13 protein-coding genes are annotated in these 26,144 nt (G+C 67.3%); 9 read left to right on the top strand and 4 right to left on the bottom strand.

Annotated elements, in window-relative coordinates:
• Positions 1-59: 59 nt before the first annotated feature.
• From Sa4125_RS01955 to Sa4125_RS01945, 3 genes are all read right to left on the bottom strand, one after another.
• Positions 60-866 (bottom strand): xanthine dehydrogenase family protein subunit M, encoded by an 807-nt coding sequence (locus tag Sa4125_RS01955; protein ID WP_224003142.1) that lies wholly within the window; start codon positions 864-866, stop codon positions 60-62.
• 100 nt (positions 867-966) lie between these two features.
• Positions 967-3,312, bottom strand: coding sequence for a xanthine dehydrogenase family protein molybdopterin-binding subunit (locus tag Sa4125_RS01950; RefSeq protein ID WP_224003140.1), 2,346 nt, complete (start codon positions 3,310-3,312; stop codon positions 967-969).
• Positions 3,313-3,403: 91 nt separating this feature from the next.
• Positions 3,404-3,898 carry a (2Fe-2S)-binding protein gene (locus tag Sa4125_RS01945; RefSeq protein ID WP_224003139.1) on the bottom strand — a complete coding sequence of 165 codons (495 nt, stop codon included), beginning with the start codon at positions 3,896-3,898 and terminating at the stop codon, positions 3,404-3,406.
• 427 nt (positions 3,899-4,325) lie between these two features.
• Here Sa4125_RS01945 and Sa4125_RS01940 point away from each other — a divergent pair, with 427 nt between their 5' ends.
• The 3 genes from Sa4125_RS01940 to Sa4125_RS01930 all read left to right on the top strand — a co-directional run bounded on the left by Sa4125_RS01940 (position 4,326) and on the right by Sa4125_RS01930 (position 14,489).
• A complete protein-coding gene (locus Sa4125_RS01940) occupies positions 4,326-6,323 on the top strand; it encodes an autotransporter assembly complex family protein (RefSeq protein WP_224003137.1) in 1,998 nt (665 codons plus the stop codon).
• A gap of 2 nt (positions 6,324-6,325) precedes the next feature.
• A complete protein-coding gene (locus Sa4125_RS01935; protein ID WP_224003135.1) occupies positions 6,326-12,904 on the top strand; it encodes a translocation/assembly module TamB domain-containing protein in 6,579 nt (2,192 codons plus the stop codon).
• A gap of 223 nt (positions 12,905-13,127) precedes the next feature.
• Positions 13,128-14,489: an NAD-dependent succinate-semialdehyde dehydrogenase gene (locus tag Sa4125_RS01930; protein ID WP_224003133.1), complete on the top strand. Its 1,362-nt coding sequence runs from the start codon at positions 13,128-13,130 to the stop codon at positions 14,487-14,489.
• Positions 14,490-14,578: 89 nt separating this feature from the next.
• On the opposite strand, the gene Sa4125_RS01925 is transcribed toward Sa4125_RS01930, so the two are convergent.
• A complete protein-coding gene (locus Sa4125_RS01925) occupies positions 14,579-14,947 on the bottom strand; it encodes a hypothetical protein (RefSeq protein ID WP_224003132.1) in 369 nt (122 codons plus the stop codon).
• Positions 14,948-15,225: 278 nt separating this feature from the next.
• On the opposite strand from Sa4125_RS01925, the gene pgi reads away from it, so the two are divergent.
• The 6 genes from pgi (at position 15,226) to glgX (ending at position 26,099) form a co-directional block, all read left to right on the top strand.
• Positions 15,226-16,869 carry a glucose-6-phosphate isomerase gene (pgi, locus tag Sa4125_RS01920; protein ID WP_224003130.1) on the top strand — a complete coding sequence of 548 codons (1,644 nt, stop codon included), beginning with the start codon at positions 15,226-15,228 and terminating at the stop codon, positions 16,867-16,869.
• A gap of 1 nt (position 16,870) precedes the next feature.
• Positions 16,871-19,387 carry a glycogen/starch/alpha-glucan phosphorylase gene (locus Sa4125_RS01915; protein WP_224003128.1) on the top strand — a complete coding sequence of 839 codons (2,517 nt, stop codon included), beginning with the start codon at positions 16,871-16,873 and terminating at the stop codon, positions 19,385-19,387.
• Positions 19,388-19,615: 228 nt separating this feature from the next.
• Complete coding sequence (glgC, locus tag Sa4125_RS01910) at positions 19,616-20,884, top strand: glucose-1-phosphate adenylyltransferase (RefSeq protein ID WP_224003126.1); 1,269 nt, start codon at positions 19,616-19,618, stop codon at positions 20,882-20,884.
• A complete protein-coding gene (gene glgA / locus Sa4125_RS01905; protein ID WP_224003124.1) occupies positions 20,881-22,326 on the top strand; it encodes a glycogen synthase GlgA in 1,446 nt (481 codons plus the stop codon). Before glgC ends, glgA begins: the two co-directional genes overlap by 4 nt.
• A 4-nt stretch (positions 22,327-22,330) precedes the next feature.
• Positions 22,331-23,959 carry an alpha-D-glucose phosphate-specific phosphoglucomutase gene (locus Sa4125_RS01900; RefSeq protein ID WP_224003122.1) on the top strand — a complete coding sequence of 543 codons (1,629 nt, stop codon included), beginning with the start codon at positions 22,331-22,333 and terminating at the stop codon, positions 23,957-23,959.
• A 25-nt stretch (positions 23,960-23,984) separates the two neighbouring features.
• Positions 23,985-26,099, top strand: a complete 2,115-nt coding sequence (gene glgX, locus Sa4125_RS01895) for a glycogen debranching protein GlgX (protein ID WP_224003120.1) — start codon at positions 23,985-23,987, stop codon at positions 26,097-26,099.
• Positions 26,100-26,144: the final 45 nt, after the last annotated feature.

Below are 26,144 nucleotides of genomic sequence, written 5' to 3'. Positions count from 1 at the left end.
GTCAGGCCGCAACAGAACGTTGACGGAAAGGCTCGCCTCGCGGCGGGCCTTTCGCTTTTTCAGTGGCTTTGGGCTTTCCGGACGGCGCGCTTGGTCACGACCTTCACGAGGTTCGCGCGATAGGCGGACGAGCCGTGCAGGTCCGACAGCATATTGTCGGGGCTGACGGAAAGAGCGTCGATCGCGCTGGCATCGAAGTGTCCCGATAGCGCCATCCCCGCCTCTTCCCAGACATAGGCACCGCCCTGGCTCGCGCCGGTGACGCCCACCTTCGCGCCATCCGGCCGCTTGACGACGAAGACGCCGCACATGGCGTAGCGTGACGCCGGATTGCGGAATTTCTCGTAGCCACAGGCATCCGGCGCCTCGAAGGAAACGCCGGTGACGATCTCGCTCTCTTCCAGCGCGGTCTCGAACATCGACACGAAGAACTGCGGTGCGGCGATGTCGCGGTTGCTGGTGTGGATGGTGGCGCCCATCGCCAGCAGCGCTGCCGGATAGTCCGCCGCCGGGTCGTTGTTGGCCACCGAGCCGCCGATCGTGCCCATGTGGCGCACGGCTGGATCGCCGATGAGGCTGGCCAGATGCCGGAAGCCGGGACAGACCGCGCCGATCGCCTCGCTGGCGGCGATCTCGGCATGGGTGGTGCCGCCGCCGATCCGGATGGAGCGCCCGGAAACGGTGATGCCCTTCAGCTCCGCGACGTGGCGCAGGTCCACGAGATCGCTCGGGGCGGCCAGCCGCTGCTTCATCGTCGGGATCAGCGTCATGCCACCCGACAGGAACTTCGCCTCGCCGCCGCCGCCGGCGACGAGCGCGGTGGCTTCGGCGAGGGTCGTCGGGCGGTGATAGTTCGTCTCGTACATCGGTTCGTCCTTCGTAATGGGCCGGGTCTCAGGCATTCCCTCGGAATGGAGCCGCGCGGCGGAGGAGATGGGCGGCCCCATGGCCGCCCACTAAAATGGGTCAGGCGACGGCGTTGAGGGCCTTCCAGACCTTTTCCGGGCTCGCCGGCATGGTCAGGTCGTTGTTGCCGATGGCGTCGGTAATGGCGTTGATGACCGCCGGCGGCGAACCGATGGCGCCCGCCTCGCCGCAGCCCTTCATCCCCAGGGGATTGGAGGGCGACAGGGTCTCAGTGGTCGAGACCTTGAAGCTCGGCAGGTTCGCCGCGCGCGGCATGGCGTAGTCCATGTAGGAAGCCGTCACCAGCTGGCCGGATTCGTCGTAGGACGTACCCTCGAGCAGCGCCTGGCCGATGCCCTGCGCAATGCCGCCATGCACCTGGCCATGGACGATCATCGGGTTGATGACGCGGCCGAAATCGTCGGAGGCGACGAACTGGACGATCTCCACGCCACCCGTCTCCGGATCGACCTCGACCTCGCAGATGTAACAGCCGGCGGGGAAGGTGAAGTTCTGCGGATCGTAGAAGGCACCTTCCTTCAGACCGGGCTCCATGCCGTCCGGCAGGTTGTGGCCGGTATAGGCCCCGAGCGCCACCTCGTGCCAGCCGAGCTTCTTGTCGGTGCCCTTCACGCGGACTTCGCCGCCGACGATCTCGATGTCTCCCTCGTCGGCCTCGAGGAGGTGGGCAGCGATCTTCTTGGCCTTGGCCTCGACCTTGTCGAGCGCCTTGACGATCGCCGACATGCCGACGGCGCCCGAGCGCGAGCCGTAGGTACCCATGCCGAACTGCACCTTGTCGGTGTCGCCGTGGATGACCTGGACATTGTCGAGGGGCAGGCCGAAACGCTCGGCGATCAGCTGGGCAAACGTCGTCTCGTGACCCTGGCCATGGCTGTGAGATCCCGTCAGGATCTCGATCGTGCCGACCGGATTGACCCGGACCTCCGCCGATTCCCACAATCCGACGCCGGCGCCGAGCGAGCCGACGGCCTTCGACGGCGCGATGCCGCAGGCCTCGATGTAGCAGCTCATGCCGAGGCCGCGCAGCTTGCCACGGCTTTGCGCCTCGGCGCGGCGCGCCTCGAAGCCGGCGACATCGGCTTCCGCCATGCCGGCGTCGAGCGAGGCTTCGAAATCGCCGGCGTCGTAGGTCATGATGACCGGCGTCTGATGCGGGAAAGAACGGATGAAGTTCTTGCGGCGGAGTTCCGCCGGCGAGATGCCGAGCTCGCGCGCCGCCGTCTCCATCGTGCGCTCGACGACATAGGTCGCCTCCGGCCGCCCGGCGCCGCGATAGGCGTCGACCGGCACGGTGTTGGTGTAGACGGCCCGGACATTGGCGTGGATCGCCTTGATGTCGTACTGGCCCGACAAAAGCGTCGCATAGAGATAGGTCGGCGTCGCCGAGGAGAACAGCGACATGTAGGCGCCGAGATTGGCGATGGTGTCGACCTTGAGGCCCAAAATCTTGTGGTCGGCGTCGAAAGCCATCTCGACCTCGGTGACGTGGTCGCGGCCGTGCGCGTCGGTGAGGAATGCTTCCGAGCGCTCGCTCGTCCACTTCACCGGCACGCCCGTGCGCTTGGACGCCCAGAGGCAGACGATCTCTTCCGGGTAGATGTAGATTTTCGAGCCGAAGCCGCCGCCGACATCGGGCGCGATGACGCGTAGCTTGTGCTCTGGCGCGACATTGTAGAAGGCGCTCATCACGAGGCGCGCGACATGCGGGTTCTGCGATGTCGTCCAGCAGGTGTAGTGGTCGTCGGCAGCCTCGTAGTGACCGAGCGCGGCGCGCGGCTCGATGGCGTTCGGAATCAGCCGGTTGTTGACGATGTGGAGCTTCGTCACATGCGCGGCGCCGACGAAGGCGGCGTCCGTCGCGGCCTTGTCGCCGATCTCCCAGTCGAAGACGACATTGCCCTTGGCTTCCGGATGCAGCTGCGGCGCGCCCTCGAGGATCGCCTTGGCCGCGTCGACGACGACCGGCAGCTCGGTATAGTCGATGGCCAGCGCCTCGGCCGCGTCGCGCGCCTCGGCCTTGGTCTCGGCGACGACCACGGCGACGGCCTGGCCGACATGGCGGACGGTGCCGACGGCGAGCGCCGGCCAAGCGCCCATGTTCATCGGCGAGCCGTCCTTGGAATGGACTGCCCAGCCGCAGATGAGGTTGCCGATCCCATCGGCCTGCAGCTGCGTGCCGGTGAGGACGTCGATGACGCCGGGCATGGCCTTGACGGCAGAGGTATCGATGGTGCCGAAGGTCGCGTGCGCGTGCGGGGAGCGCACGAATACCGCGTGCTTCATCCCGGGCACCTGCATGTCGTCGACATATTTGCCGCGGCCGGTGATGAACCGCCGGTCTTCCTTGCGCAGCACGCTCGCGCCGATGCCTTCGATGCCCATGGTCAAAACCTCCCAGTTTCGGTTGCCGCCCTCGCCTGTCGCCCCTGGCGACCGAGTCGGGCCTTGTGTCGCATCGCCGCCGTTGTTCTTGTTATTCGGCCGCGATCTGCTCGGGCGTCCCGCCCATGGTCTCGGCCGCCGACAGGATCGCCTTGACGATGTTGTGGTAGCCGGTGCAGCGGCAGATGTTGCCGTCGAGCTCCTCGCGCACGGTCGCCTCGTCGAGCTTGCCGTCATGGCGGTGGATCATGTCGACCGCCGTCATGATCATGCCGGGCGTGCAGAAGCCGCACTGCAGGCCATGATGCTGGCGGAAGGCAGCCTGCACCGGATGCAGCTCCTGGCCGTTGGCGAGGCCCTCGATGGTGAGGATCTCGCTGCCGGAGGCCTGGACCGCCAGGAGCGTGCAGGACTTCACGGCATGGCCGTCGACATGGATCACGCAGGAGCCGCACTGCGAGGTGTCGCAGCCGACATGCGTGCCGGTCAGGCCGAGCTGGTCGCGCAGGAACTGGACGAGCAGTGTCCGATCCTCGACCTGGCCGGTCATGGTCCGGCCGTTCACGGTCATGGAAACTTCGGTCATGGAAATCCTCCCCTCGGGCGCGGCCCCGCTCTTCGAGCCGTCGGCCTGCCGTGTGTGCCTGTGCGACGGGGAAGCCCCCGGCTCGGCGCGAGAGTGCCCCCAACCGGCGGGCGACGGCAAGCGCTTTCTGGAATTATTCCATCAACCATACGGGCGCCGAACGGCGACGATCTGACCGCGGCGAGGCGGCGCCGGACAGCTTGGCACGAGGGCGAAATCCGCTTCGCCGGGAGGCGGCTGCGCTGTGACCGGCAGACAACAAAGGGTCGCCGAATGCATGGCATCACGGGATGGTCAGCCAGACATAAGCCTCATCTGTTGTTATTTAATGTTTTATCGGCATTTTAGCCTCGACGTATCCCGGCCGTGGCACCCTGCCTCGCTGGGATCGAAGAGGCGCGCTCCCGGGCGCAGTGTCGAGGTGCGTGTGATCTCTTCCAAGTATTCAGCCCTGCTGAGACGATCAGGCCGTCCGATCGCCCGGGCCGAGTGTCGTCTGCGGCAGGGGGTCCTTGGTCTTTTCGTCGCACTCCCTGCCCTGATCCTGGCGCCGTATCCGGTACGGGCCTTCGAGATCCTCGGCTTCGAGTTCTTCTCGAAGCGGGACAAGGCCGCCGAAGGGGTCATCGATCCCTTGATGTACACGGTCACGCTTGCCGTCATGCCGGAGATCGAGGGTCTGAAGGAGGACCTCGAAAAGGCCTCGACCCTCGTCTCGGATGTGGACCAGCCGGTATCCGGATCCCTCGGCCTCCTGTCGAAGGCCAAGAACGACCGCAAGCGGCTCGTCGCCTCGCTCTACGAAAACGGCCGCTACGACGGCGTCGTCACCATTCTGATCGAGGGGCGCGACATCGACACCCTCGCGCCCGATGCCGACTTCGGCGCGGGGCCGGTCCCAGTCGCGATCATGATCGATCCCGGCCAGGAATTCACGCTGGGGACCGTCGCCATCACCGCCAATGGCGTGCCGATCGCGCCGGAACGCTTCGATCTCGCCTCCGGCTCGTCCGCCGCCTCGGTGCGCATTCTCGACCAGGAAGCCAAGCTCCTCGAGGCCCTGCGCCAGGAGGGCCGCCCCTTCGTCGCCGTGACGGAGCGCGACGTCGTCGCGGACTCCCAGACCGGCAGGCTCGACTATACGCTCGGCATTTCTCCGGGCGATCCCGTTCCTTTCGGCACGACCTTCGTCGAAGGGGCGAAGGACGTCGACCCCGGCTTCATCGCCTACATGGCCAAGATCGAGCCGGGCAAGACGTTCAGCCCGGAAGACCTGAAGCTTGCCCGCGAGCGGCTGCTTGGTCTCGACGTGTTCTCGAGCGTCACGGTCAAGGAAGGCCGGGGCCAGGCGGCGGACGGTTCGCTTCCCGTGCAGGTCGAGGTCGGCGAGCGCAAGTTCAAGTATTACGGCGTCGGCGCGACCTATTCCAACACCGACGGCGCCGGCGTCTCCGGCTACTGGGGCAATCGCAACCTGTTCGGCCGGGCCGAGAGCATCCGCCTCGACGCCTCGGTCTCGCGCATCGGCGCGACCGCCCTCAGCGACACCGTGCGCGAGACCGACGAATTCGACTACAAGGCCTCGGCGGTGTTCAAGAAACCCGGCGTGCTCGGGCCGGACTCGGTCTATGTCGGCTCGATCGAGGCGACCTCCGAGCATCCCCTGGCCTACGACCGCCGGTCGATCGCGGCGACGAGCGGCGTCCAGTACAAGCTTACTCCCGAGCAGACGATCGAGGTGCGGCTGCGCGGCGAATACGAGGAGATCACCGACTATCTTGGCGATGCCCAATATCTCATCGCCTCGGTCCCGATCACCTACACCTATGACGGCCGCGACGACATCCTGAACCCGACGGAAGGCTTTTTCGCGAAGCTCTATGCCGAGCCGGCCTACGAGTTCGAGAATGCCAAGCCCTTCATGAAGGCGCGGGTCGATGCGTCGACCTATCTGTCGCTGGCGGAATCGGATCGCTTCATCCTCGCCGGACGCGTCGCTTACGGCACCATCTTCGGCGCCGACCTCCAGGAAGTGCCGAACGACCGGCGCTTCTATGCCGGCGGCGGCGGCTCGGTGCGCGGCTACCAGTTCCAGACGATCAGCCCGTTCTTCCCCGACGTCGATCGGCCGGGCGGCGATTCCAACTTCAACGACACGCCGACCGGTGGCCTGTCGCTGTTCGAGGCCTCGGCCGAGGTACGGGTCGGCGTGACCGAGAACATCCAGATCGTGCCCTTCGTCGACGCCGGCACGGTCTCCGACGACCTCGTCCCCGACTTCGGAGACCTCAAGATCGGCGTCGGTGTCGGCGCGCGTTACCTCACGAGCTTCGGCCCGATCCGCATCGATGTCGGCATTCCGCTGGACCCGAGCTCGCGCGACGGCAGCTACCAGATCTATGCCGGAATCGGACAGGCGTTTTGACGATGATCCTCGGCTTCCTCCCCCCGCTCCGGCTCTATGTCCGTTTTGCCGTTCTGGCGCTCGTCGTGCTTGCCGGCCTCGGCGCCTTCGCCCGCCCGGCTGCGGCGCAGGAATTCCTTGCGCGGCAGATCGAAGGCCTCATCTCCACCGACACGATGCAGGTCAAGATCGACGGCCTCAGCGGCGCGCTTTCGGGAAACCTGCGCATTTCGAGCGTCACCGTCGCCGACGCGCAGGGCGTCTATCTGACGGCGCGGGATCTGGCGATGGACTGGTCGCCACTGGCGGTCATCCGCTCGCGCGTCGCGGTGGAATCGCTGACGGCCGGGCAGATCATCCTCGAGCGCCTGCCCGAGAGCCCACCGGCCGACCCGAATGCCGAACCGTCGTCGGGCTTGCCCAACATCACTGCCGACATCCAGCGGATTGCGATCACGGAGTTCGTCCTTGGCGAGGCGATCGCCGGCGTCAGGGCGCGGCTGTCGGCCAACGGCAAGCTGGTCCTCGACGCCGATCCGACGAAGCTCGACGTCGCGATCGGCGTGAAGCGCCTCGACCAGCCCGGCGACATCACCGCCGCGCTCGTCTTTGCGCCGGAAGAGAACCGCCTGGAGATCAGGGTCGACGCCAGCGAGCCGGCCGGCGGGCTCGTTGCGACGCTCCTGAAGCTGCCCGGCGCGCCGCCGGTGTCGCTGACCATCGGGGGCTCCGGCCCGCTCGGGGCCTTCATGGCCAATGGCGCGCTGACCGTCGGCGGCGAGCCGGCCGCGACCCTTACCGCGAAGGTCGACGACGTCGATGCCGGCCGCCGCGTCGCGGCCTCGCTGCAGGTCGCCGCCGAGCGCTTCGTGCCCGAGGCCTACAAGGCTTTTGCCGAAGGCGGCGCCAATCTCGACGTCCGGGCTACCTTGCGCGACGACGGCGTCGTGGCGATCGAGGCGGCGGAGCTATCCTCCGGCCAGATCACGGCGACGGTTGCCGGCACGCTGGATCGCGCCGGGCCGCAGACGGCGCTCGACCTTGCCATCGCCTCGCGCGACGGCGGCTCGATCCCGTTGCAGTTCGGCGCCGAGGGCAGCCGGACCATCGTCGACATTGCATCATTGAAAGGCAAGATTGCCGGGGCGCTCGCGGCCGCCAGTCTCGACCTGACGGCGACATTGCCCACCGCCGGCTACGGCGCCTATGTCGCGACAGACCTGAAGGCGCATGTGACGTCCTCGGACTTCGATCTGTCCGGACTTTCAGGCCCGCTGCAGATCGAACTGGCGGCGGCCTCTGTCGTCGCGCCCGCCGGCACGGCGCGGCGCTTCCTGACGGGGCCGGTAACCGTTTCCGCCGAGGGCGCGCTTGGAACGGACGGCATCACGCTCAGCCAGAGCCGAATCACGACCGAGGTCGCCAATGCCGCGATCACCGGCACGGCGGCAATGAATTTCTCGACTTTCGACCTGACGCTGTCGAGCGACTTCGACACGCTGGCGCTCTCGGCAGCCCTCGTCCCGCTGGCCGGCGACCGGATGGCGGTCGGCGGCCGCGTCGCCCGTGCCGCCGATGGCGGATTTGCGGCCAACGATCTCGCCATCACGGGCACAGGCCTCAGCGTTACGGGCGCGGCCGCGCTCACCGGCGGCCAGATCAGCGCCGACATTGCCGGCACGCTCGATGCCGCGAGCGGCGAGGATGCCACGATCTCCGGCAAGGCCGCGTTCGCGCTGACGGCTTCCGGGCCCAGCGAAAAGCCTGATGTCGACGTGTCGTTGACCAGCCAGGGACTGATGGTCAACGGGCGCGAGCTGGCGGACCTCAAGGTCGAGGCGCGCGGCGATTTCGCCTCGGCGAGCCCGGCCGGCTCGGTCGACATCTCCGGCACGCTCGACGGCCAGCCGCTGTCGGGTACCGCCAGGGTCGAGACACTGCCCACCGGCGAGCGCCGGATCTCCAATCTTGCGATCCGCCAGGGCCCGAACGTCATATCCGGCGACCTGACGCTCGGCGAAGCGCTCGCCCCGGTCGGCACTCTGACGGTCGACGTCGCCGATATCGGCCCGCTGGCAGCCCTCGCGCTGCAGCAGATGAGCGGCGATCTCGATGGTACCATCGCACTGTCCGTCGTGAACGAATTTCCGCTCGCCAAGGTCGACCTCGCCTCGAACCAGCTGGCGGTCGGCGGCAACACGCTGTCGGATGTCGCGATCGATCTCGCCGTCACCGACTATCTCGGCCAGCCTTTCCCCGAAGGCTCGATCCGCGCGGGAAGAATCGTCGCCGGCGGCGCGACGGTGGACGGCGCCGACATCGCGCTGGCGCGCAAGGGCGATGTGACGCAGGTCGACGCGCAGGCCCGCGCGAACGGCGTTCCGGTCGCGCTGTCCGGACAGGCGATGATCGCGCCGACGGAGACCACCGTCGCGCTCGACACGCTGACCGCGGCGATCGAGAATGCGGCGGTGGCCTTGCAGCAGCGCGCCACCGTGCGGATTGCCGACGGCGTGACGACGCTGGACGGCCTGAACCTTGCGGTCGGCGCCGGCACCCTCGCCCTCACCGGCTCAGTCGGCCCGACCTATGATCTCAGGGCCGAGATGACGAACGTCCCTGTCGCTGTCGCCAATCCCTTCGTCACCGATCTCCAGGCGGCCGGCACGGTCTCGGGCAGCGCGGTGGTAACAGGCGCTGCGGCCGATCCGCAGGCGCAGTTCGATGTCTCGGCACGGGACATCGAGACCCGCCAGACGCGGGCAGCCAGGATCGAGCCGGTCCAGGCCGTGCTGGGGGGCCGCTATGCCGGCGGAGCGCTGGCGCTCGACAAGGCCGACGTCTCGCTCGGCGACGGCCGCATCTCGGCCACCGGAACGGCCGGCGATAGTCTCGACGTCTCCATCGTCTTCGACGCCATCCCCGTCGCGCTCGCCAACGGCTTCGTCGACGGCATCGATGCCTCAGGCACGGTTTCCGGCACGGCGAAGGCGACCGGGACGCTCGCCGCACCCCAGGCGACCTTCGATTTCGCCGGTCGCGACATCACCGCGGCGGCGGTCGCGGCGGCCGGCGTGCCGCCGATCGCGCTCAGACTCGACGGCAGCTATGCCGAGCAGACGCTGACCCTCGGCACGGCCCGCGCCACGCTCGGCGCCGCCTCGCTCGACGTCGCCGGCAGCATCGGCCAGGCGCTGGACCTCAGGGTGACGATGACGGCCCTCCCCGTGGCGCTCGCCAACGGCTTCGTGCCCGGACTGAACGCCACAGGCACGCTCGATGGCACGGCCACCGCCACCGGCTCCCTGACGCAGCCGGCCGCCGAGTTCGACGTCACAGGCTCGGGCATCACGACCGAGGCGATTGCCGCAGGCGGCATTCCGACAGTGGAACTGCGCCTTGCCGGCAGCTTCGCCGACGGCACCGCGCGGATCGAGACGGGCGTTGCCAATATCGGCGCCGCATCGCTGACGGCGACCGGCACGGTCGGCCAGACGCTCGATCTCGATGTCGCACTGAACGCCGTCCCGGTTGGCCTCGTCAATGGCTACATGCCCGACCTCAAGGCAGAGGGCACGCTGTCGGGCACGGCCAGGGCCAGTGGCACGCTGTCCGATCCGCAGGCGACCTTCAACCTTGCCGGCACCGGCATCACCGCCGAGCAGATCAAGGCCTCGGGCATTGCGCCGCTCAGTCTCGACCTGTCCGGCAGCGTCGCCGACCGCACGGCGACGATCGAGACGGCGCGCGTTCTCGTCGGCGACGGCAGCCTCACCGCGACCGGCACGGTCGGCGATCAGATGAACCTCGACGTCGTGCTGAGCGAGATTCCGGTCGGCCTCGCGAATGGCTTCGTGCCGAACCTCGGCGCCACGGGCCTCCTCTCCGGCAATGCCAAGGCGACCGGCTCGCTCAACGACCCCGCTGCGACATTCGCGCTCCGCGGCACCGGCATCACGGCAACCCAGGTCGCGGCCGCCGGCATCGCCCCCGTCGAACTCACCGTCGATGGCACTTATGCCAAGGGGACCGCAACCATCGGCACGTCCCGCGCCGATATCGGCGAGGCCTCCCTCACCGCCACGGGAACCGTCGGCGAGGCGCTCGACCTCGACGTCGTCCTCGATGCCCTGCCCGTCGGTCTCGTCAACGGCTATCTCCCCGATCTCAGGGCATCCGGCACGCTGTCCGGCACGGCCCGGGCGACCGGGTCGCTTGCCGATCCGCAGGCGACGTTCCAACTGAGGGGCCGCGAGATCACCGCCGAGCAGGTGCGCGCCTCCGGCGTCGCGCCGATCAACCTCGACGTCGACGGCAGCTATGCCGAGGGTACCGCGACGCTCGCGACGGCCCGAGCCGAAATCGGCGAGGGATCGCTAAGCGCGACCGGTACTGTCGGGCAGGCGCTCGACCTTGACGTCGTGCTCGACAAGCTTCCGGTCGGCCTCGTCAACGGCTTCGTGCCGAACCTCAAGGCGAGTGGCACACTCTCGGGCTCGGCCGAGGCGACAGGGTCGCTCGCCGATCCGCGCGCGACCTTCCAGCTCTCCGGCACCGGCATCACGGCCGAACAGGTGCGCGCCTCGGGCGTGGCGCCCATCCGTCTCGAGGTTGCGGGCAGCTATGCCGGCGGCACCGCGACGCTCGCCACCGCGCGCGCCGAGATCGGCGACGGATCGATCGAGGCCAGCGGCACGGTCGGCCAGGCGCTCGATCTGAACGTGTCGCTGGATCGCCTGCCGGTCGGCCTTGCCAACGGCTTCGTTCCCGATCTCGGCGCCCAGGGCACGCTGTCCGGCACCGCCTCCGCGACGGGGTCGATCACCGACCCGAACGCGGTGTTCGACATCAGCGCCGCCGGCGTCTCCGTCGCGCAGACCCGTGCCGCCGGCGCGCCGGCCGTCGCCGCCATCGCGAGGGGGAGCTACCGCGATGCGCGGCTCGCGATCGAGACGGCGCGGGTCGATGTCGGCGGCGGCACACTGACGGTCGCCGGCAGTGCTGGCGACACCCTCGACCTCACCGTCGACATCGCCAACATTCCCGCCTCGCTCGCCGCGGCCGCCGCGGCCGGCATCGATCCGCAGGGAACCATCAACGGCAGCCTGCGTGCGACCGGGCCAGCCAGCAATCCGGCGGCGACCTACGACCTTCGCGCCGCCGGGCTGTCGCTGGCGCAGACACGCGATGCCGGCGTCGGTCCGCTCGATCTCACGGCGAGCGGGCGCTTTGCCGACAAGACTCTCACCCTCGATGCCGATCTCGCCGGCAGCGGCCTGACCTTTGCCGCCAATGGTTCGGTCGATCTCGCCGGTGCGCCGCAGCTCGATCTTGCGCTGAACGGCACGGTACCGCTGTCGATCGCCAACCGCATTCTTGCCGAAGGCGGTCGCTCCGTGTCGGGGACGGCATCGGTCAACGCGACCGTCACCGGCTCGGCGACGGCTCCCAGCGTCAACGGCACGATCGCTACATCGGGCGCAAGCTTCACTGACGGCGGTCTGAACCTGGCGGTCAACGGCATCTCGACCACGATTGCCCTCACCGGGCAGACGGCGACGATCCAGTCGTTCTCGGCGCAGCTCGCCGCCGGCGGCACGATCTCCGTCGGCGGCACGGTCGGGCTCGCGAACGGCTTTCCCGCCGACATCACCGTCCGGATCGCCGAGGGCCGCTACAATGACGGCGAGCTCCTGGCGGCTCGGCTCAATGCCGACCTGACCCTCACGGGGCCGCTGACGGGAAGCCCTGTTCTTGCCGGCACGATCAACGCAATCTCGATCAATATCCTCGTGCCCGAGCGTCTGCCGACGTCGCTCGCCCGCATCGACGTCAGGCACCGCAATGCGCCCGAAGCAGTGCTGCGCCAACAGGCCGCCATCGCCCCGAAGGGATCGAAGGGCGCCTCGTCGGCGGGCCTTGCGCTCGACCTCACCTTCAATGCACCCTCCCGCGTCTTCGTGCGCGGCCGCGGTCTCGACATCGAGCTCGGCGGCTCGATCGACATCACCGGGCCCGCTTCTTCGCCGTCGATCACTGGCGGTTTCGAACTGCAGCGCGGGCGGTTTACCATCCTCGCCAACCGCCTCGACTTCGAGCGCGGACGGCTGACCTTCACCGGCGATCTCATCCCGACGCTCGATCTCCTCGCCACCTCCGTCTCCGGCGACGTCACCGTGACGATCGCCGTCACGGGTCCGGCCAACGATCCGAGCTTCAACTTCTCCTCGACGCCCGCTCTGCCGCAGGACGAGGTTCTGGCGCGGCTGATCTTCAAGCAGGGCACGGCCAACCTGTCGCCGCTGCAGATCGCCCAATTGGCGGAAGCCGCCGCGCAGCTTGCCGGCGTCGGAGGCTCGAGCGGCCTTCTCGAGAACCTCCGCGCGCAGCTCGGCGTCGACGACCTCGACATCAAGACGAATGCCGACGGGCAGACCGCCGTCGGCGTCGGCAAGTATCTGAACGACAACACCTATGTCGGCGTCGACTCCACCGGCCGGATATCGATCGACCTCGACCTCGGCAAGGGCCTGAAGGCCCGCGGCGCGGTCAGCGCTACCGGCGGCGGCGAGGTGGGCGTGTTCTACGAGAACGAATACTGATCTGGCCTGGGCCTTCAAGGGCCAGCGGCGCGTGAAGCGGCCGTCGCAGGCTGGCGCCCGGCGCCGCCTGTCCGATGTTCTGCTCGGCAGCGAAGGCCGCCGCGACTTTCCCCTCGCCAAGTCTTGATCCCCCGGGCCCGGCATGCATCTTGCCGGGCGGGGATCCCGACAGCGGCCGGAGCATCCCGCCTCGCCCATGGGCACGAACAAGCGGAGCCAGACGATGGCAAAGAGCATCAATCCTGCCACCGGCGAGACGATCGCCGACTATCCCGAGCATTCGGACGCCGACATCGAGCAGGCGCTGGCGAGTGCCGATGACGCCTTTCGCAACTGGCGCGCGACGCGCTTTGCCGAGCGTACCGCCCTACTCCTGCGCGCCGCCGATCTCCTCGACGAACGCCGTGACCTTCTGGCCGAGATCGCGACGCGGGAAATGGGCAAGCGTCTTGTCGAGGCCCGTGCGGAAGTCGATAAATGCGCTGCCGGCTGCCGCTTCTATGCCGAGAACGCCGAAAAATTTCTCGCCGACGACGTCCGCGACGGACCGGCCGGGCGCAATTTCGTCGCCTACCGCCCGCTCGGCCCGGTACTGGCGGTCATGCCGTGGAACTTTCCCTTCTGGCAGGTCCTGCGCTTTGCTGCCCCTGCCATCATGGCAGGCAATGTCGGCCTACTGAAACATGCCTCCAATGTCAGCCATTGCGCCACCGAGATCGAAAAGATCTTCACCGATGCCGGCGCGCCGCGGGGCGTCTTCCAGACCTTGATCATCCCGTCGTCGAAGGTCGAGGGGATCATCGGCGACAGCCGCATCAAGGCGGCGACGCTGACCGGCAGCGAGCCGGCCGGGCGCGCCGTCGCCGCGCAGGCCGGCCAACAGCTGAAGCCCGTCGTCCTCGAACTCGGCGGCTCCGACCCCTTCATCGTGATGCCCTCGGCCGATCTCGCCAAGGCGGCGGAGGTCGGGGTCAAGGCGCGCATGCAGAACAACGGCCAGAGCTGCATCGCAGCCAAGCGGTTCATCGTCCATGCCGATGTCTACGACGACTATCTCGAGCGGTTCCGCGCCCGCGTCGAGGCGATGACGGTCGGCGATCCGATGGACGACACGACCGACATGGGCCCGCTCGCGACCACGAAAATCCGCGACGAGCTTGCCGGGCAGGTGTCCAAAAGCGTCGCCATGGGTGCGCGGCTTGTTATCGGCGGCACCGCCCCGGAGGGCAAAGGCAATTTCTACCAGCCGACGATCATCGCCGACATTCCCGAAGATGCCCCGGCCTATCGCGAGGAGCTGTTCGGCCCCTGCGCCACCTTCTTCAAGGTGGATTCGATCGATGCCGCGATCGCTCTTGCCAACGACAGCGACTTTGGTCTGAGCAGCTCTGCCTGGACGACGGATGCCGGCGAGCAGGATCGCTTCGCGCGGGAGCTGGAGGCGGGCGGAACCTATATCAACCGCATGACCGCTTCCGACCAGCGTCTGCCCTTCGGCGGCATCAAGAACTCGGGCTACGGCCGGGAACTCTCGCACGAGGGCATCCACGAATTCGTCAACGTGAAGACGGTGACGATCGACTGACCGTCCATCCAATGCAGTCGGGCGACCGTCCACGAAAAAAGGCACCGGTCTTTCGACCGATGCCCTCGAGCTTGCGCGTGGCGCGCTGATCAGGTGCGGTCGTAGATGACGACCTGACCGTTCGGCTGCACCGAAATCGCGCCGATGTTCTCGATGACGACGCCTTCCTTGGCCAGGGCATCACCGAGGCCTGGATTGGCATCGATCGTCCGCTGGACGGAGGCAGCGTCGGTGTTGGTGTTCGCGCTGGACGGAACCGTGCCATCGGAGGTTCCCGAGCCCGCCTGCATCTCGCCGGCAGTGCGGCGAACGATGGTGAAACTGCCGGTGCTGTCGGCTGTCGCGGCGGTCGCGCCGGCGGGTGTGGCTTCCTGTGCGAAGGCGGCCGAAGGCAGGATGAAGGCGGCCAGCGCGCCGGCGAGCATCACGGTCTTCGTGTTCAAGGCGTATGCGGTCATGGAATATCTCCCTTTGAATGCTGCGTCGGCAGCCTTTGGCCCGGCCGGCGCGTCGGAGAGACAACCGCGGGATGGCGGCCTTGTTCCCTAAACGGTTGATTGCGCGATGACATCGGTGTGAGGTGTCGGGCGATTCGCCGTGCCGCGCTGCGGGATGGCTGCGTCGCAGCGCGGTGAAATTTATCTCTCGAGCTATCGATCATTGGTGAGATTGCCTTTACTCTTACAGAGTCGCTGTGACAGACAGGCTCCGGCAACACAGCGCGAGAGAATTTCGGATGATGGAACGCTCCGAGCCTGATCGGGCCATTCAGGACCTCGTCCGTCGCGGCGCAGCCGCATCGAAGGAGGGGATCGCCAGCCGTTTTGCCGAGCAGCCGGCGCGGTTTTCAGCGATGTCGGCTTGCCTCGACGATCTCCTCCTCGACTATTCCAAGACCGCCCTCGGCGCCGACGATCTCGATGCACTGTTCGACCTGGCGCGCCTCTTCGACATCGAAGGCAAGCGGGACGCCATGTTTGCCGGCGCAGCGATCAATGCGACGGAGGGCCGGGCCGTGCTGCACGTAGCCCTGCGCGGCCATGTGGCGGACGGATTTTCGGCCCACGGCGAGGCGGTTGGACCGGCGATTGAAGCGGTCCTGGAGGCGACAGGCCGGTTTTCGTCGGCGGTGCGGGGCGGCGCCATCACCGGCGCGACGGGCAAGGCTTTCTGCGACGTCGTGAACATCGGCATCGGCGGATCCGATCTCGGGCCGGCCATGGCGACGCTCGCTCTCGCCCCCTTTCACGACGGCCCGCGAACGCATTTCGTCTCGAATGTCGATGCAGCGCACATCGCCGACACGCTGCGGCATCTCGATCCCGAGACGACCCTCTTCATCGTCGCGTCGAAGACCTTCACGACGACGGAGACGATGACGAACGCCGCCGCCGCCCGCGCCTTCATCGCCGATGCGCTCGGCGAGGATGCCGTCGGCGCGCATTTCGCCGCGGTGTCGACCGCGCTCGACAAGGTGGCTGGCTTCGGCATCGATCCTGCCCGCGTCTTCGGTTTCTGGGATTGGGTGGGCGGGCGCTATTCGATCTGGTCGGCGATCGGCCTGCCGCTGATGCTGGCGATCGGGCCGGAGCATTTTCGCGCCTTTCTCGACGGCGCGCGGGCGATGGACCGGCATTTCGCCACGGCGCCGGCGCGCGGGAATCTGCCGATGATCCTCGGTCTCGTCGGCTGGTGGCACCGGGTGGCGCAGGGCTACGGCGCCCGCGCGATCCTGCCCTACGATCAGCGGCTGTCGCGCTTTCCGGCCTACCTGCAGCAACTCGACATGGAATCGAACGGCAAGCATGTCGGCCTCGACGGCAGGCGGACGTCGACGGCAACCGGCCCGCTCGTCTGGGGCGAGCCCGGCACGAACGGCCAGCATGCCTTCTACCAGCTGCTGCATCAGGGCACGGACACGATCCCGGCCGAGTTCATTGTCGCCGCCAGCGGGCATGAGCCGGCGCTGTCGCATCACCACGATCTGCTCGTCTCCAACTGCCTTGCCCAAAGCGAGGCGCTGATGCGCGGGCGAACTTTGGACGAGGCACGCCAGCAGCTGCTGGCCAAGGACATGGACCCTGCGGAGGCCGAGCGGATCGCCCCGCACCGGCAGTTCGATGGCGATCGGCCCTCGATTACTCTTCTCCACGCCCGCCTCGACCCCTATTCGCTCGGTCGCCTGATAGCGCTCTACGAGCACCGCGTGTTCGTCGAGGCGCAGCTCTTCGGGATCAACGCCTTCGATCAATGGGGCGTCGAGCTTGGCAAGGAACTTGCAACCGGTCTCCTGCCCGTCGTCACCGGCGAGACCGATGCCACCGGACACGACAGTTCGACCGCGGGGCTCGTCGCCGCCCTTCACGCCATGAGGACCTGACATGACATCCGCTCTCGAAAACACGCGCCATTCCCTGTCGACCGACGAGGGCGACGATAACAACCTCTCGGCTCCGACGCCGGCGCGCCGGCGCAACGACGCCGCGAGCCTGGCGCTCGAAATCCTGGAAAAGCTCACCTATTCGATCGGCAAGATGCCGGCCGCCGCCCGTCGCCACGACTGGCTGGAGGCGACGACGCTGGCGGTGCGCGACAGGATCATCGATCACTGGCTGGAGTCCAACCAGGCGACCACCGAGAGCGGCGAGAAGCGGGTCTGCTACCTCTCCATGGAGTTCCTGATCGGGCGTCTGCTGCGCGATGCCATCAGCAATCTCGGCCTGACGGCGGCGGTCACCGAGGCGCTGGCCACCTATGACGTCGAGCTCGACATGGTGGAGCTGCTGGAGCCGGACGCTGCCCTCGGCAATGGCGGTCTCGGGCGCCTTGCCGCCTGCTTCATGGAATCGATGGCCTCCACGGGCGTTCCCGCGTTCGGCTACGGCATCCGCTACGTCCACGGCTTCTTCCGCCAGGAAGTCGTCGATGGCGAACAGGTCGAGCTGCCCGAGAACTGGCTGATGCACGGCAACCCCTGGGAGTTCGAACGTCGCGAGAATTCCTACGAGATCGGCTTCGGCGGCAAGGTCTCGTCGATCGACGAGCCCGGCAAGCCGCCGCGCCAGGTCTGGCGCCCGGGCGAGCGGGTGCTGGCTGTCGCCTACGACACGCCGATCGTTGGCTGGCGCGGCAATCATGTGAATACGCTCAGGCTGTGGAGCGCCCAGTCGCTCGACCCCATCCTCCTCGACGCCTTCAATTCCGGTGACCACATCGGCGCCCTGCGCGAGGCCAACAAGGCCGAGGCCATCACCCGCGTCCTCTACCCCGCCGACTCGCACCAGGCCGGGCAGGAACTGCGGCTTCGGCAGGAGTACTTCTTCTCCTCGGCTTCGCTGCAGGACATCATTCGCCGGCATCTGAAATCCTTCGGCGACCTGCACAATCTCGCCGACAAGGTGTCGATCCAGCTGAACGACACGCATCCGGCCGTCTCCGTCGCCGAACTGATGCGTCTCCTCATCGACGTGCACGGCTTTGCCTGGGACGAGGCCTGGACCATCACCCAGGCGACCTTTTCCTACACCAACCACACCCTGCTGCCGGAAGCGCTGGAGACCTGGCCGATCCATCTGTTCGAGCGGCTCCTGCCGCGCCAGATGCAGATCATCTACGCCATCAACGCCCAGACCATCCGCGAGGCCGCGCAGAAGGGGCTCGACGGCGGCAAGATCTCCGCGATCTCGCTGATCGACGAGAACAACGGCCGGCGCGTGCGCATGGGGCAGCTCGCCTTCGTCGGCTCGCACGCGATCAACGGCGTCTCGGCCCTCCACACCGAGCTGATGAAGGAGACCGTGTTCCACTCGCTGCACGAGCTCTATCCGCAGCGCATCCAGAACAAGACCAATGGCGTCACGCCCCGGCGCTGGCTGATGCAAGCCAATCCCGGCCTGACATCCCTCGTCACCGAGGCGATCGGCCCGGCCTTCCTCGACGATGTTGGCAAGCTCGCCGACCTCGACGCCTTCGCCACCGATGCCGCCTTCCGCGAGAAATTCATGGCGGTGAAGCTCGAGAACAAGCGGCGGCTCGCCAAGGTGATCGAGGAACGGCTCGCCATCTCCGTCGACCCCAGCGCCATGTTCGACATCCAGGTCAAGCGCATCCACGAGTACAAGCGCCAGTTCCTCAACATCATCGAGGCGATCGCCCTCTACGACCAGATCCGCTCGCATCCCGAGCGCGACTGGCAGCCGCGGGTGAAGATCTTCGGCGGCAAGGCAGCGCCCAGCTATGCGCAGGCCAAGGAGATCATCCACCTCATCAACGATGTCGCCCGGGTCGTGAACGCCGATCCTTCGGTGCAGAACCTCCTGAAGGTCGTCTTCATCCCGAACTACAATGTCAGCCTTGCCGAGATCATCATGCCGGCGGCCGACCTGTCCGAACAGATCTCGACCGCCGGGCTCGAGGCCTCGGGCACCGGCAACATGAAATTCGCGCTCAACGGTGCCCTCACCATCGGCACGCTCGATGGCGCCAATGTCGAGATGCTCGAGCATCTGGGCGCCGACAACATCTACATCTTCGGCCTGACGGCGGCAGAAGTGGCGGCCAGGCGGCGCGAGGCGCACAGCGGACGCTCGATCATCGAGAACTCGCGCCTCCTGCGCGAGGCGCTGGACTCCATCGTCAAGGGCGTCTTCTCCCCCGAGGGACAGGAGCGTTATTCCAGCCTCGTCTCGAACCTGTACAACAATGACTGGTGGATGATCGCCGCCGACTTCGAGGCCTACTGGCAGACCCAGCGTACGCTCGACGACCTCTGGCAGAACACGCCGTCCTGGGGCGAGAAGGCGGTGCGCAACACGGCGCGGATGAGCTGGTTCTCCTCCGACCGGTCGATCCGCGAATATGCCAAGGACATCTGGAACGCCGGTCCGGGCGCAAGCTGAAGCACGGGCCAACGTTCTCCTTTCGCGAAAAGACGGTGACGATCGCCCGGACCGATTGCGCCGGCAAAACCTTTGCCCTTAGGTCTTCGTGGAAGCCTCCGACGACGACGCTATCTGCCACCTCGGGCCGCCGACGGGGCAGAACGCCGGAGTAACTACACAGCGGTCGAACAAGGGGCCCGGTCCTTCGGATCGGAACCCCCGGAAAATCTGGGAGGACTTTCGCAAATGACCGATCGCAAGCGCCACGCGCCGATATCGCGCGATACCATGGCCTATGTCCTTGCCGGCGGCCGCGGCAGTCGGTTGATGGAAATGACCGACAATCGCGCCAAGCCGGCCGTCTATTTCGGCGGCAAGACGCGGATCATCGACTTCGCCCTGTCGAACGCGATCAACTCCGGCATCCGCCGCATCGGCGTCGCGACGCAGTACAAGGCGCACAGCCTGATCCGCCACCTGCAGCGCGGCTGGAACTTCCTGCGGCCCGAGCGCAACGAGAGCTTCGACGTGCTGCCGGCGAGCCAGCGCGTCTCCGAGGACCAGTGGTATGCGGGCACGGCCGACGCTGTCTACCAGAACATCGACATCATCGAGGACTACGCGCCGCAGTACATCATCATCCTGGCCGGCGACCACGTCTACAAGATGGACTACGAGATCATGCTGCAGCAGCATGTCGACACCGGCGCCGACGTCACCGTCGGCTGCCTCGAGGTGCCGCGCATGGAGGCCGTCGGCTTCGGCGTGATGCATGTCGACGAGACCGGCCGCATCACCGACTTCGTCGAGAAGCCGAAGGACCCGCCGGCGATCCCGGGTCGCCCGGACACGGCACTGGCCTCGATGGGCATCTATGTCTTCGAGACGAAGTTCCTGATGGACCAGTTGCGCCGCGACGCCGCCGATCCGAAGTCGGCGCGCGACTTCGGCAAGGACATCATCCCGCACATCGTCCGCCACGGCACGGCGCAGGCGCATTCCTTCAACCGCTCGGTGGTCCTGTCGGAGAACGAGCACGACGCCTACTGGCGCGACGTCGGCACGGTCGACGCCTACTGGCAGGCGAACATCGACCTCACCGACGTGGTGCCGCCGCTCGACATCTACGACCGCAACTGGCCGATCTGGACCTATTCGGAAATCACGCCGCCGGCAAAGTTCGTCCATGACGAGGAGGGGCGGCGCGGCCAGGCGATCTCCTCGCTCGTCTCCGGCGACTGCATCATCTCCGGCGGCAGCCTCCGTCGTTCGCTGCTCTTCACGGGCGTCCGGCAACGCTCCTATTCCAGCCTCGACCACGCCGTCGTCCTGCCGCACGCCACGATCGGCCGGAGCGCAAGGCTCACCAACGTCGTCATCGATCGCGGCGTCGACATTCCCGACGGTCTCGTCATCGGCGAGGATCCGGTCCTCGACGCTCAGCGCTTCCGCCGCACCGACTCCGGCATCTGCCTCGTCACCAAACCGATGATCGACCGGCTCACCTATCGATGACACCCACCGTTCTCTCCGTCGCCTCGGAGGTCTACCCACTCATCAAGACAGGCGGGCTCGCCGACGTCGCCGGCGCCCTGCCGCTGGCGATGGGCGGGCTCGGCATCGCCATGCGCACGCTGATGCCGGGCTATCCCGACGTCATCGCGCGGATCGGCGCGGCAAAGAGCGTGCTCGCCATCCCCGAGCTCTTCGGCGGGTCGAGCCGGGTTCTTTCGGCAGAGGTCGACGGTCTCGATCTCCTCGTCCTCGACGCGCCGCATCTCTACCGGCGCAGCGGCGGGCCCTATATCGGCGCCGATGGCCAGGAGTTTCCCGACAACTGGGCACGGTTCGCGGCACTGTCGAAAGTCGGCGCCATGGTCGCGGAGGGGGCCATCGAGGGCTACAAGCCGGATATCCTGCATGCCCATGACTGGCAGGCTGCGCTTGCCCCCGTCTACCTCGCCTTCGCGCCGGCTCCCCGGCGGACGAAGACCGTTCTCACCGTGCACAACCTCGCCTTCCAGGGCAGCTATCCCTTCGACGTCTTTCCAAGGCTCGGCCTGCCGAATGCCGCCTGGTCGCTCGAGGGCCTCGAATATTACGGCAGTGTGGGCTTCCTCAAGGGCGGGCTGCACGCCGCCGACGTCGTCACCACGGTCAGCCCGACCTATGCCGAGGAGATCCTGACCAGTGCGGGCGGCATGGGCCTCGACGGCCTCCTCCACGGCCGCGGCGATCGCCTGGTCGGTATCGTCAACGGCATCGATACCGAGATCTGGAATCCCGCGAGCGACCCCGACATCGTCCGCAACTACACGGCAAAAACCCTGAAGGCGCGGCGGGACAACAAGCGCGCGCTGGAGACCGAGTTCGGCCTCGCCCATGATGACAGCCCGATCCTCGCGGTCGTCAGCCGGCTCACCTGGCAGAAGGGCATGGACGTCCTCGTCGGGCTCTGCGACGAGATCGTCGCCATGGGCGCCCGGCTCGTCGTCATCGGCTCGGGCGACCGGATGATCGAGGGCGGGTTCCTCGCCGCGCATGCGCGCCATCCCGAACGCGTCGGCGTGCGCATCGGCTACAGCGAGGTGCTGTCGCACCGGTTGCAGGCCGGTGCCGACGCGCTGCTCGTTCCCTCGCGCTTCGAGCCCTGCGGCCTGACGCAGCTCTACGCCCTGCGCTATGGCTGCATTCCGATCGTCGCCCGCGTCGGCGGGCTGGCCGACACGGTGATCCACGCCAATTTCGCGGCCATGGCAGCGGGCGTCGCCACCGGCGTGATCTTCGCGCCGGTCGCGCACGATCCGCTGCGCGAGGCCGTGGCCAAGCTGATCCGGCTTTACGACGACCCCGTGCTCTGGCAAGCCATGCAGAAACGCGGCATGGCGACCGATGTCGGATGGGACGTCAGCGCCGCCCGCTACGCCGCCTTGTACCGCGACCTCACAGGGGAATGACGCCATGATCGAGACCGTCGCGACGCAGCCATTCGACGACCAGAAACCCGGAACTTCGGGCCTGCGCAAGAAGGTCGCGCACTTTTCCCGGCCGCGCTACGCCGAGAACTTCCTGCAGTCGATCTTCGACGTCGCCGAGCGGGAACCCGGCGCGACGCTCGTGATCGGCGGCGATGGCCGCTACTTCAACCGGGAGGTGATCGAGAAGGCCATCCGCATGGCCGCGGCGAACGGTTTCGGCCGCGTCGTCGTCGGCCAGAACGGGCTTCTGTCGACGCCGGCCGCCTCCAATCTCATCCGCCAGCGCAAGGCCGTCGGCGGCATCGTCCTGTCGGCGAGCCACAATCCCGGCGGGCCCGACGGCGACTTCGGCATCAAATACAATATCGCCAATGGCGGCCCCGCCCCCGAGGCGATCACCGAAGCGACCTTCCGCCGCTCGCGCGAACTGCGGGAATACAAGATCTCGGACGCGCCGGCGCCGGACCTCTCGGTCATCGGCGAGACCGTTGTCGAGGCGATGGTGGTCGAGGTCGTCGACCCCGTCGCCGATTACGCCGCCCTGATGCAGACGCTGTTCGACTTCGGCAAGATCCGCGCCCTCATCGCCGGCGGCTTCACGATCTCCTTCGACGCCATGCATGCGGTCACCGGTCCCTACGCCAAGACGATAATCGAAGGCCTCCTCGGTGCGCCGGCCGGCACCGTCGTCAACGGCGTTCCGCTGGAGGATTTCGGCGGCGGCCATCCCGATCCCAATGCCGTCCACGCCGCCGAGCTGATTGCCCGGATGATGGGACCCGATGCCCCCGATTTCGGCGCGGCCTCCGACGGCGATGGCGACCGCAACCTCATCGTCGGCCGCGGCGTCGTCGTCTCGCCGTCCGATTCCCTGGCGATGCTGGCCGCCGACATCCAGCGCGCGCCTGGCTATGCCAAGGGCATTTCCGGCATCGCCCGGTCGATGCCGACGAGCCAGGCCGCCGACCGGGTCGCGGCCAAGCGCGGCGTCAAACTCTACGAGACGCCGACCGGCTGGAAGTTCTTCGGCAACCTTCTCGACGCCGGCATGGTGACGATCTGCGGCGAGGAAAGCGCCGGTACGGGTTCCGACCATGTGCGCGAGAAGGACGGGCTCTGGGCCGTTCTCCTCTGGCTGAACATCCTTGCCGATCGCAAGGAGAGCGTGAAGGCGATCGTCGAGGCCCACTGGCAGGAATTCGGGCGCACCTACTACCAGCGGCACGACTACGAGGAGATCGATTCGAGAGCCGCCGAAGGGCTGATGGGAAGCCTCAGGGACCGCCTCGCCTCGATGTCGGGGCAGCGCTTCGGCACGCTCGTTGTCTCGGAGGCAGACGACTTTTCCTACAAGGACCCGATCGACGGCTCGATCTCGACCGGCCAGGGCGTGCGCATCCTGTTCTCGGGCGGCGCCCGCATCGTCTTCCGCCTTTCGGGCACCGGCACGCAGGGCGCGACCTTGCGCGTCTACATCGAACGCTTCGAGCCGGACGCCGCAAAACACGGCATCGAACCGCGTGAAGCGCTCTCGGAACTCATCGATACAGCCGATGTTGTCGGGGAAATCCGCAAGCGAACTGGTCGGTCGGCGCCCGACGTGATCACCTGACACCATTCCTCCTGACGGGACATCCATGTCAAACACCATTACGGCCGAACGCGGCAAGCCCGCCGAACTCGGCGCGACGCTCGACGCCGACGGCATCCACTTCGCCGTCTATTCCGAAAATGCCGATGCCATCGAAGTCTGCCTGTTCGACGAGGCCGGCACGCAGGAGACCGACCGTCTGACGCTCGAGGGCGCCGACGGCGGCACCCGCTACGGCTTCGTCCCGGGTCTGGCCGTTGGAACGCGCTACGGCCTGCGCGCCCGCGGCCCCTATGCACCGAAGGAAGGCCATCGCTTCGACTATTCCAAGCTGCTCGTCGACCCCTACGCGATCCAGCTCGACCGTCCCTTCATCTACCAGCCGGGCCTCACCGCCCCGCCGGAGCGCGAACTCGACAGCGCCGCCTTCATTCCGCGCGCCGTCGTCATCGACCCCTCGCGCGACGCCTCGCCTTTGCCCTTCGCGGCGCCGGGCCTCACCTACGAGCTGTCGATCCGCGCCTTCTCGCAGCGCAATCCCGACGTCTCGGCCGAACTGCGCGGCACCGTGGGCGCGCTGGCCGAGCCGCACTTCCTCGACTATCTCGAGCGCGTCGGCATCGACACGGTCGAATTCATGCCGCTCGCGGCCTGGATCGACGAGGGGCATCTGATGCTGAACAACCTCACCAATGCGTGGGGCTACAACCCGATCACCCACATGGCGCCCGATCCCCGGCTGTCGCCGGGGGGTCTTGCCGAGGTGCGGCGGGCGGTCGAGGCGATGCACGAGCGCGGCATCCGCGTCCTTCTCGACGTCGTCTTCAACCATTCCGGCGAAGGCTCGGAAGTCGGCCCGACGATCTCCTATCGCGGCCTCGACAACCTCCTCTACTACCGTCACCCGGACGGCCAGCCGGAATTCATGATCAACGATACCGGTACCGGCAACACCTTTGCCACGCACAAGCCGCCGGTCGCGAAGATGTTCGTCGACGTTCTCCGGACCTGGGTCCAGACCACCGGCATCGACGGCTTCCGCTACGATCTCGGCACCGTCCTCGGCCGCCTGCCGGAGGGCTTCAGCCACGACGCGCCCTTCTTCAAGATGGTCGCCGAGGATGCGGTGCTGAAGGACCGGATTCACGTCGCCGAGCCTTGGGACGTCGGTCCCGGCGGCTACCAGGTCGGCAATTTCCCGAAACCCTGGTTCGAGTGGCAGGACAAGTTCCGCGACGATGTCCGCAAGTTCTGGAAGGGCGAGGACGGCATGATCGGAGCGCTCGCGACCCGCCTCGCGGGTTCCGCCGACCTCTACAACCATGACGGCCGCAGGCCCTCGGTCGGCGTCAACTTCCTCGCCGCGCATGACGGCTTCACCCTCGCCGACATCGCGATGTACGAGGAGAAGCACAATGAGGCCAATGGCGAGGACAACCGCGACGGCCACAACGACAACCATTCCTGGAACAACGGCGTCGAGGGCCAGACCGACGATCCGGCGATCATCGAGGCTCGCGGCAAGGACATTCGCGCGATGCTGGCGACGCTGCTCGTCTCGCGCGGCAATCCGATGCTGGTGGCCGGCGACGAGTTCGGCCGCACGCAGGGCGGCAACAACAACGGCTATGCCCAGGACAACGAGATCACCTGGCTCGACTGGGAGCATGCCGACCAGCTGCTGATCGACTTCACCGCCAAGCTCGCCAAGCTCCGCAAGGCGCATCCGGCGCTCAACGCCGACGCCTTCCTCACCGGCGACACGGTGAAGGGCGGCGACATGCCCGATGTCGTCTGGCTGCGCGAGGACGGCGAAGCGCTGACCGACGACGACTGGAACGACGGCAGCCGCCGCTTCCTCGGCATGAGCGTCTATGGCCCGCGCGAAGACGACCAGGAGACCGAGAGCGAGCGGGCGGTGATCTACATCAACGGCGACCACGAGGATCGGACGGTCCGCCTGCCGGCACCGCGTCCCGGCGCGCATTTCCAGCTGTATGTCCAATCCGACTGGCCCGATCTCGAGCCCCGCGGCGTCGACCACCAGAACGACCTCGTGGTGAAGGCGCGCTCGGTCTTCATCATGCTGGAAGAGGCCGGCGAACTCGAAGCGCAGATGGCGATCGAGGAAAAGGCGGCAAGCGAGGCCGAGCCCGCCTGACGGCCATTTCTTCCACGGGGCCGGCCGGATTTGATCCGGCCGGCC

Origin of the sequence: Aureimonas sp. SA4125, assembly GCF_019973775.1 — a bacterium.
Classification (GTDB): Bacteria; Pseudomonadota; Alphaproteobacteria; order Rhizobiales; family Rhizobiaceae; genus Plantimonas.
Note: the sequence above shows the minus strand (reverse complement) of the source record. Positions and strands in the feature narration are given on the sequence as shown.

What these genes read in the sequence shown, in the direction of transcription:
- Sa4125_RS01925 (WP_224003132.1), bottom strand. Translation starts at nt 14,947, where the DNA reads ATGACCGCATACGCCTTGAACACGAAGACCGTGATGCTCGCCGGCGCG.
- Sa4125_RS01930 (WP_224003133.1), top strand. Translation starts at nt 13,128, where the DNA reads ATGGCAAAGAGCATCAATCCTGCCACCGGCGAGACGATCGCCGACTAT.
- Sa4125_RS01950 (WP_224003140.1), bottom strand. Translation starts at nt 3,312, where the DNA reads ATGGGCATCGAAGGCATCGGCGCGAGCGTGCTGCGCAAGGAAGACCGG.
- pgi (WP_224003130.1), top strand. Translation starts at nt 15,226, where the DNA reads ATGATGGAACGCTCCGAGCCTGATCGGGCCATTCAGGACCTCGTCCGT.
- Sa4125_RS01955 (WP_224003142.1), bottom strand. Translation starts at nt 866, where the DNA reads ATGTACGAGACGAACTATCACCGCCCGACGACCCTCGCCGAAGCCACC.
- Sa4125_RS01945 (WP_224003139.1), bottom strand. Translation starts at nt 3,898, where the DNA reads ATGACCGAAGTTTCCATGACCGTGAACGGCCGGACCATGACCGGCCAG.
- glgA (WP_224003124.1), top strand. Translation starts at nt 20,881, where the DNA reads ATGACACCCACCGTTCTCTCCGTCGCCTCGGAGGTCTACCCACTCATC.
- glgC (WP_224003126.1), top strand. Translation starts at nt 19,616, where the DNA reads ATGACCGATCGCAAGCGCCACGCGCCGATATCGCGCGATACCATGGCC.
- Sa4125_RS01915 (WP_224003128.1), top strand. Translation starts at nt 16,871, where the DNA reads ATGACATCCGCTCTCGAAAACACGCGCCATTCCCTGTCGACCGACGAG.
- Sa4125_RS01935 (WP_224003135.1), top strand. Translation starts at nt 6,326, where the DNA reads ATGATCCTCGGCTTCCTCCCCCCGCTCCGGCTCTATGTCCGTTTTGCC.
- Sa4125_RS01900 (WP_224003122.1), top strand. Translation starts at nt 22,331, where the DNA reads ATGATCGAGACCGTCGCGACGCAGCCATTCGACGACCAGAAACCCGGA.
- glgX (WP_224003120.1), top strand. Translation starts at nt 23,985, where the DNA reads ATGTCAAACACCATTACGGCCGAACGCGGCAAGCCCGCCGAACTCGGC.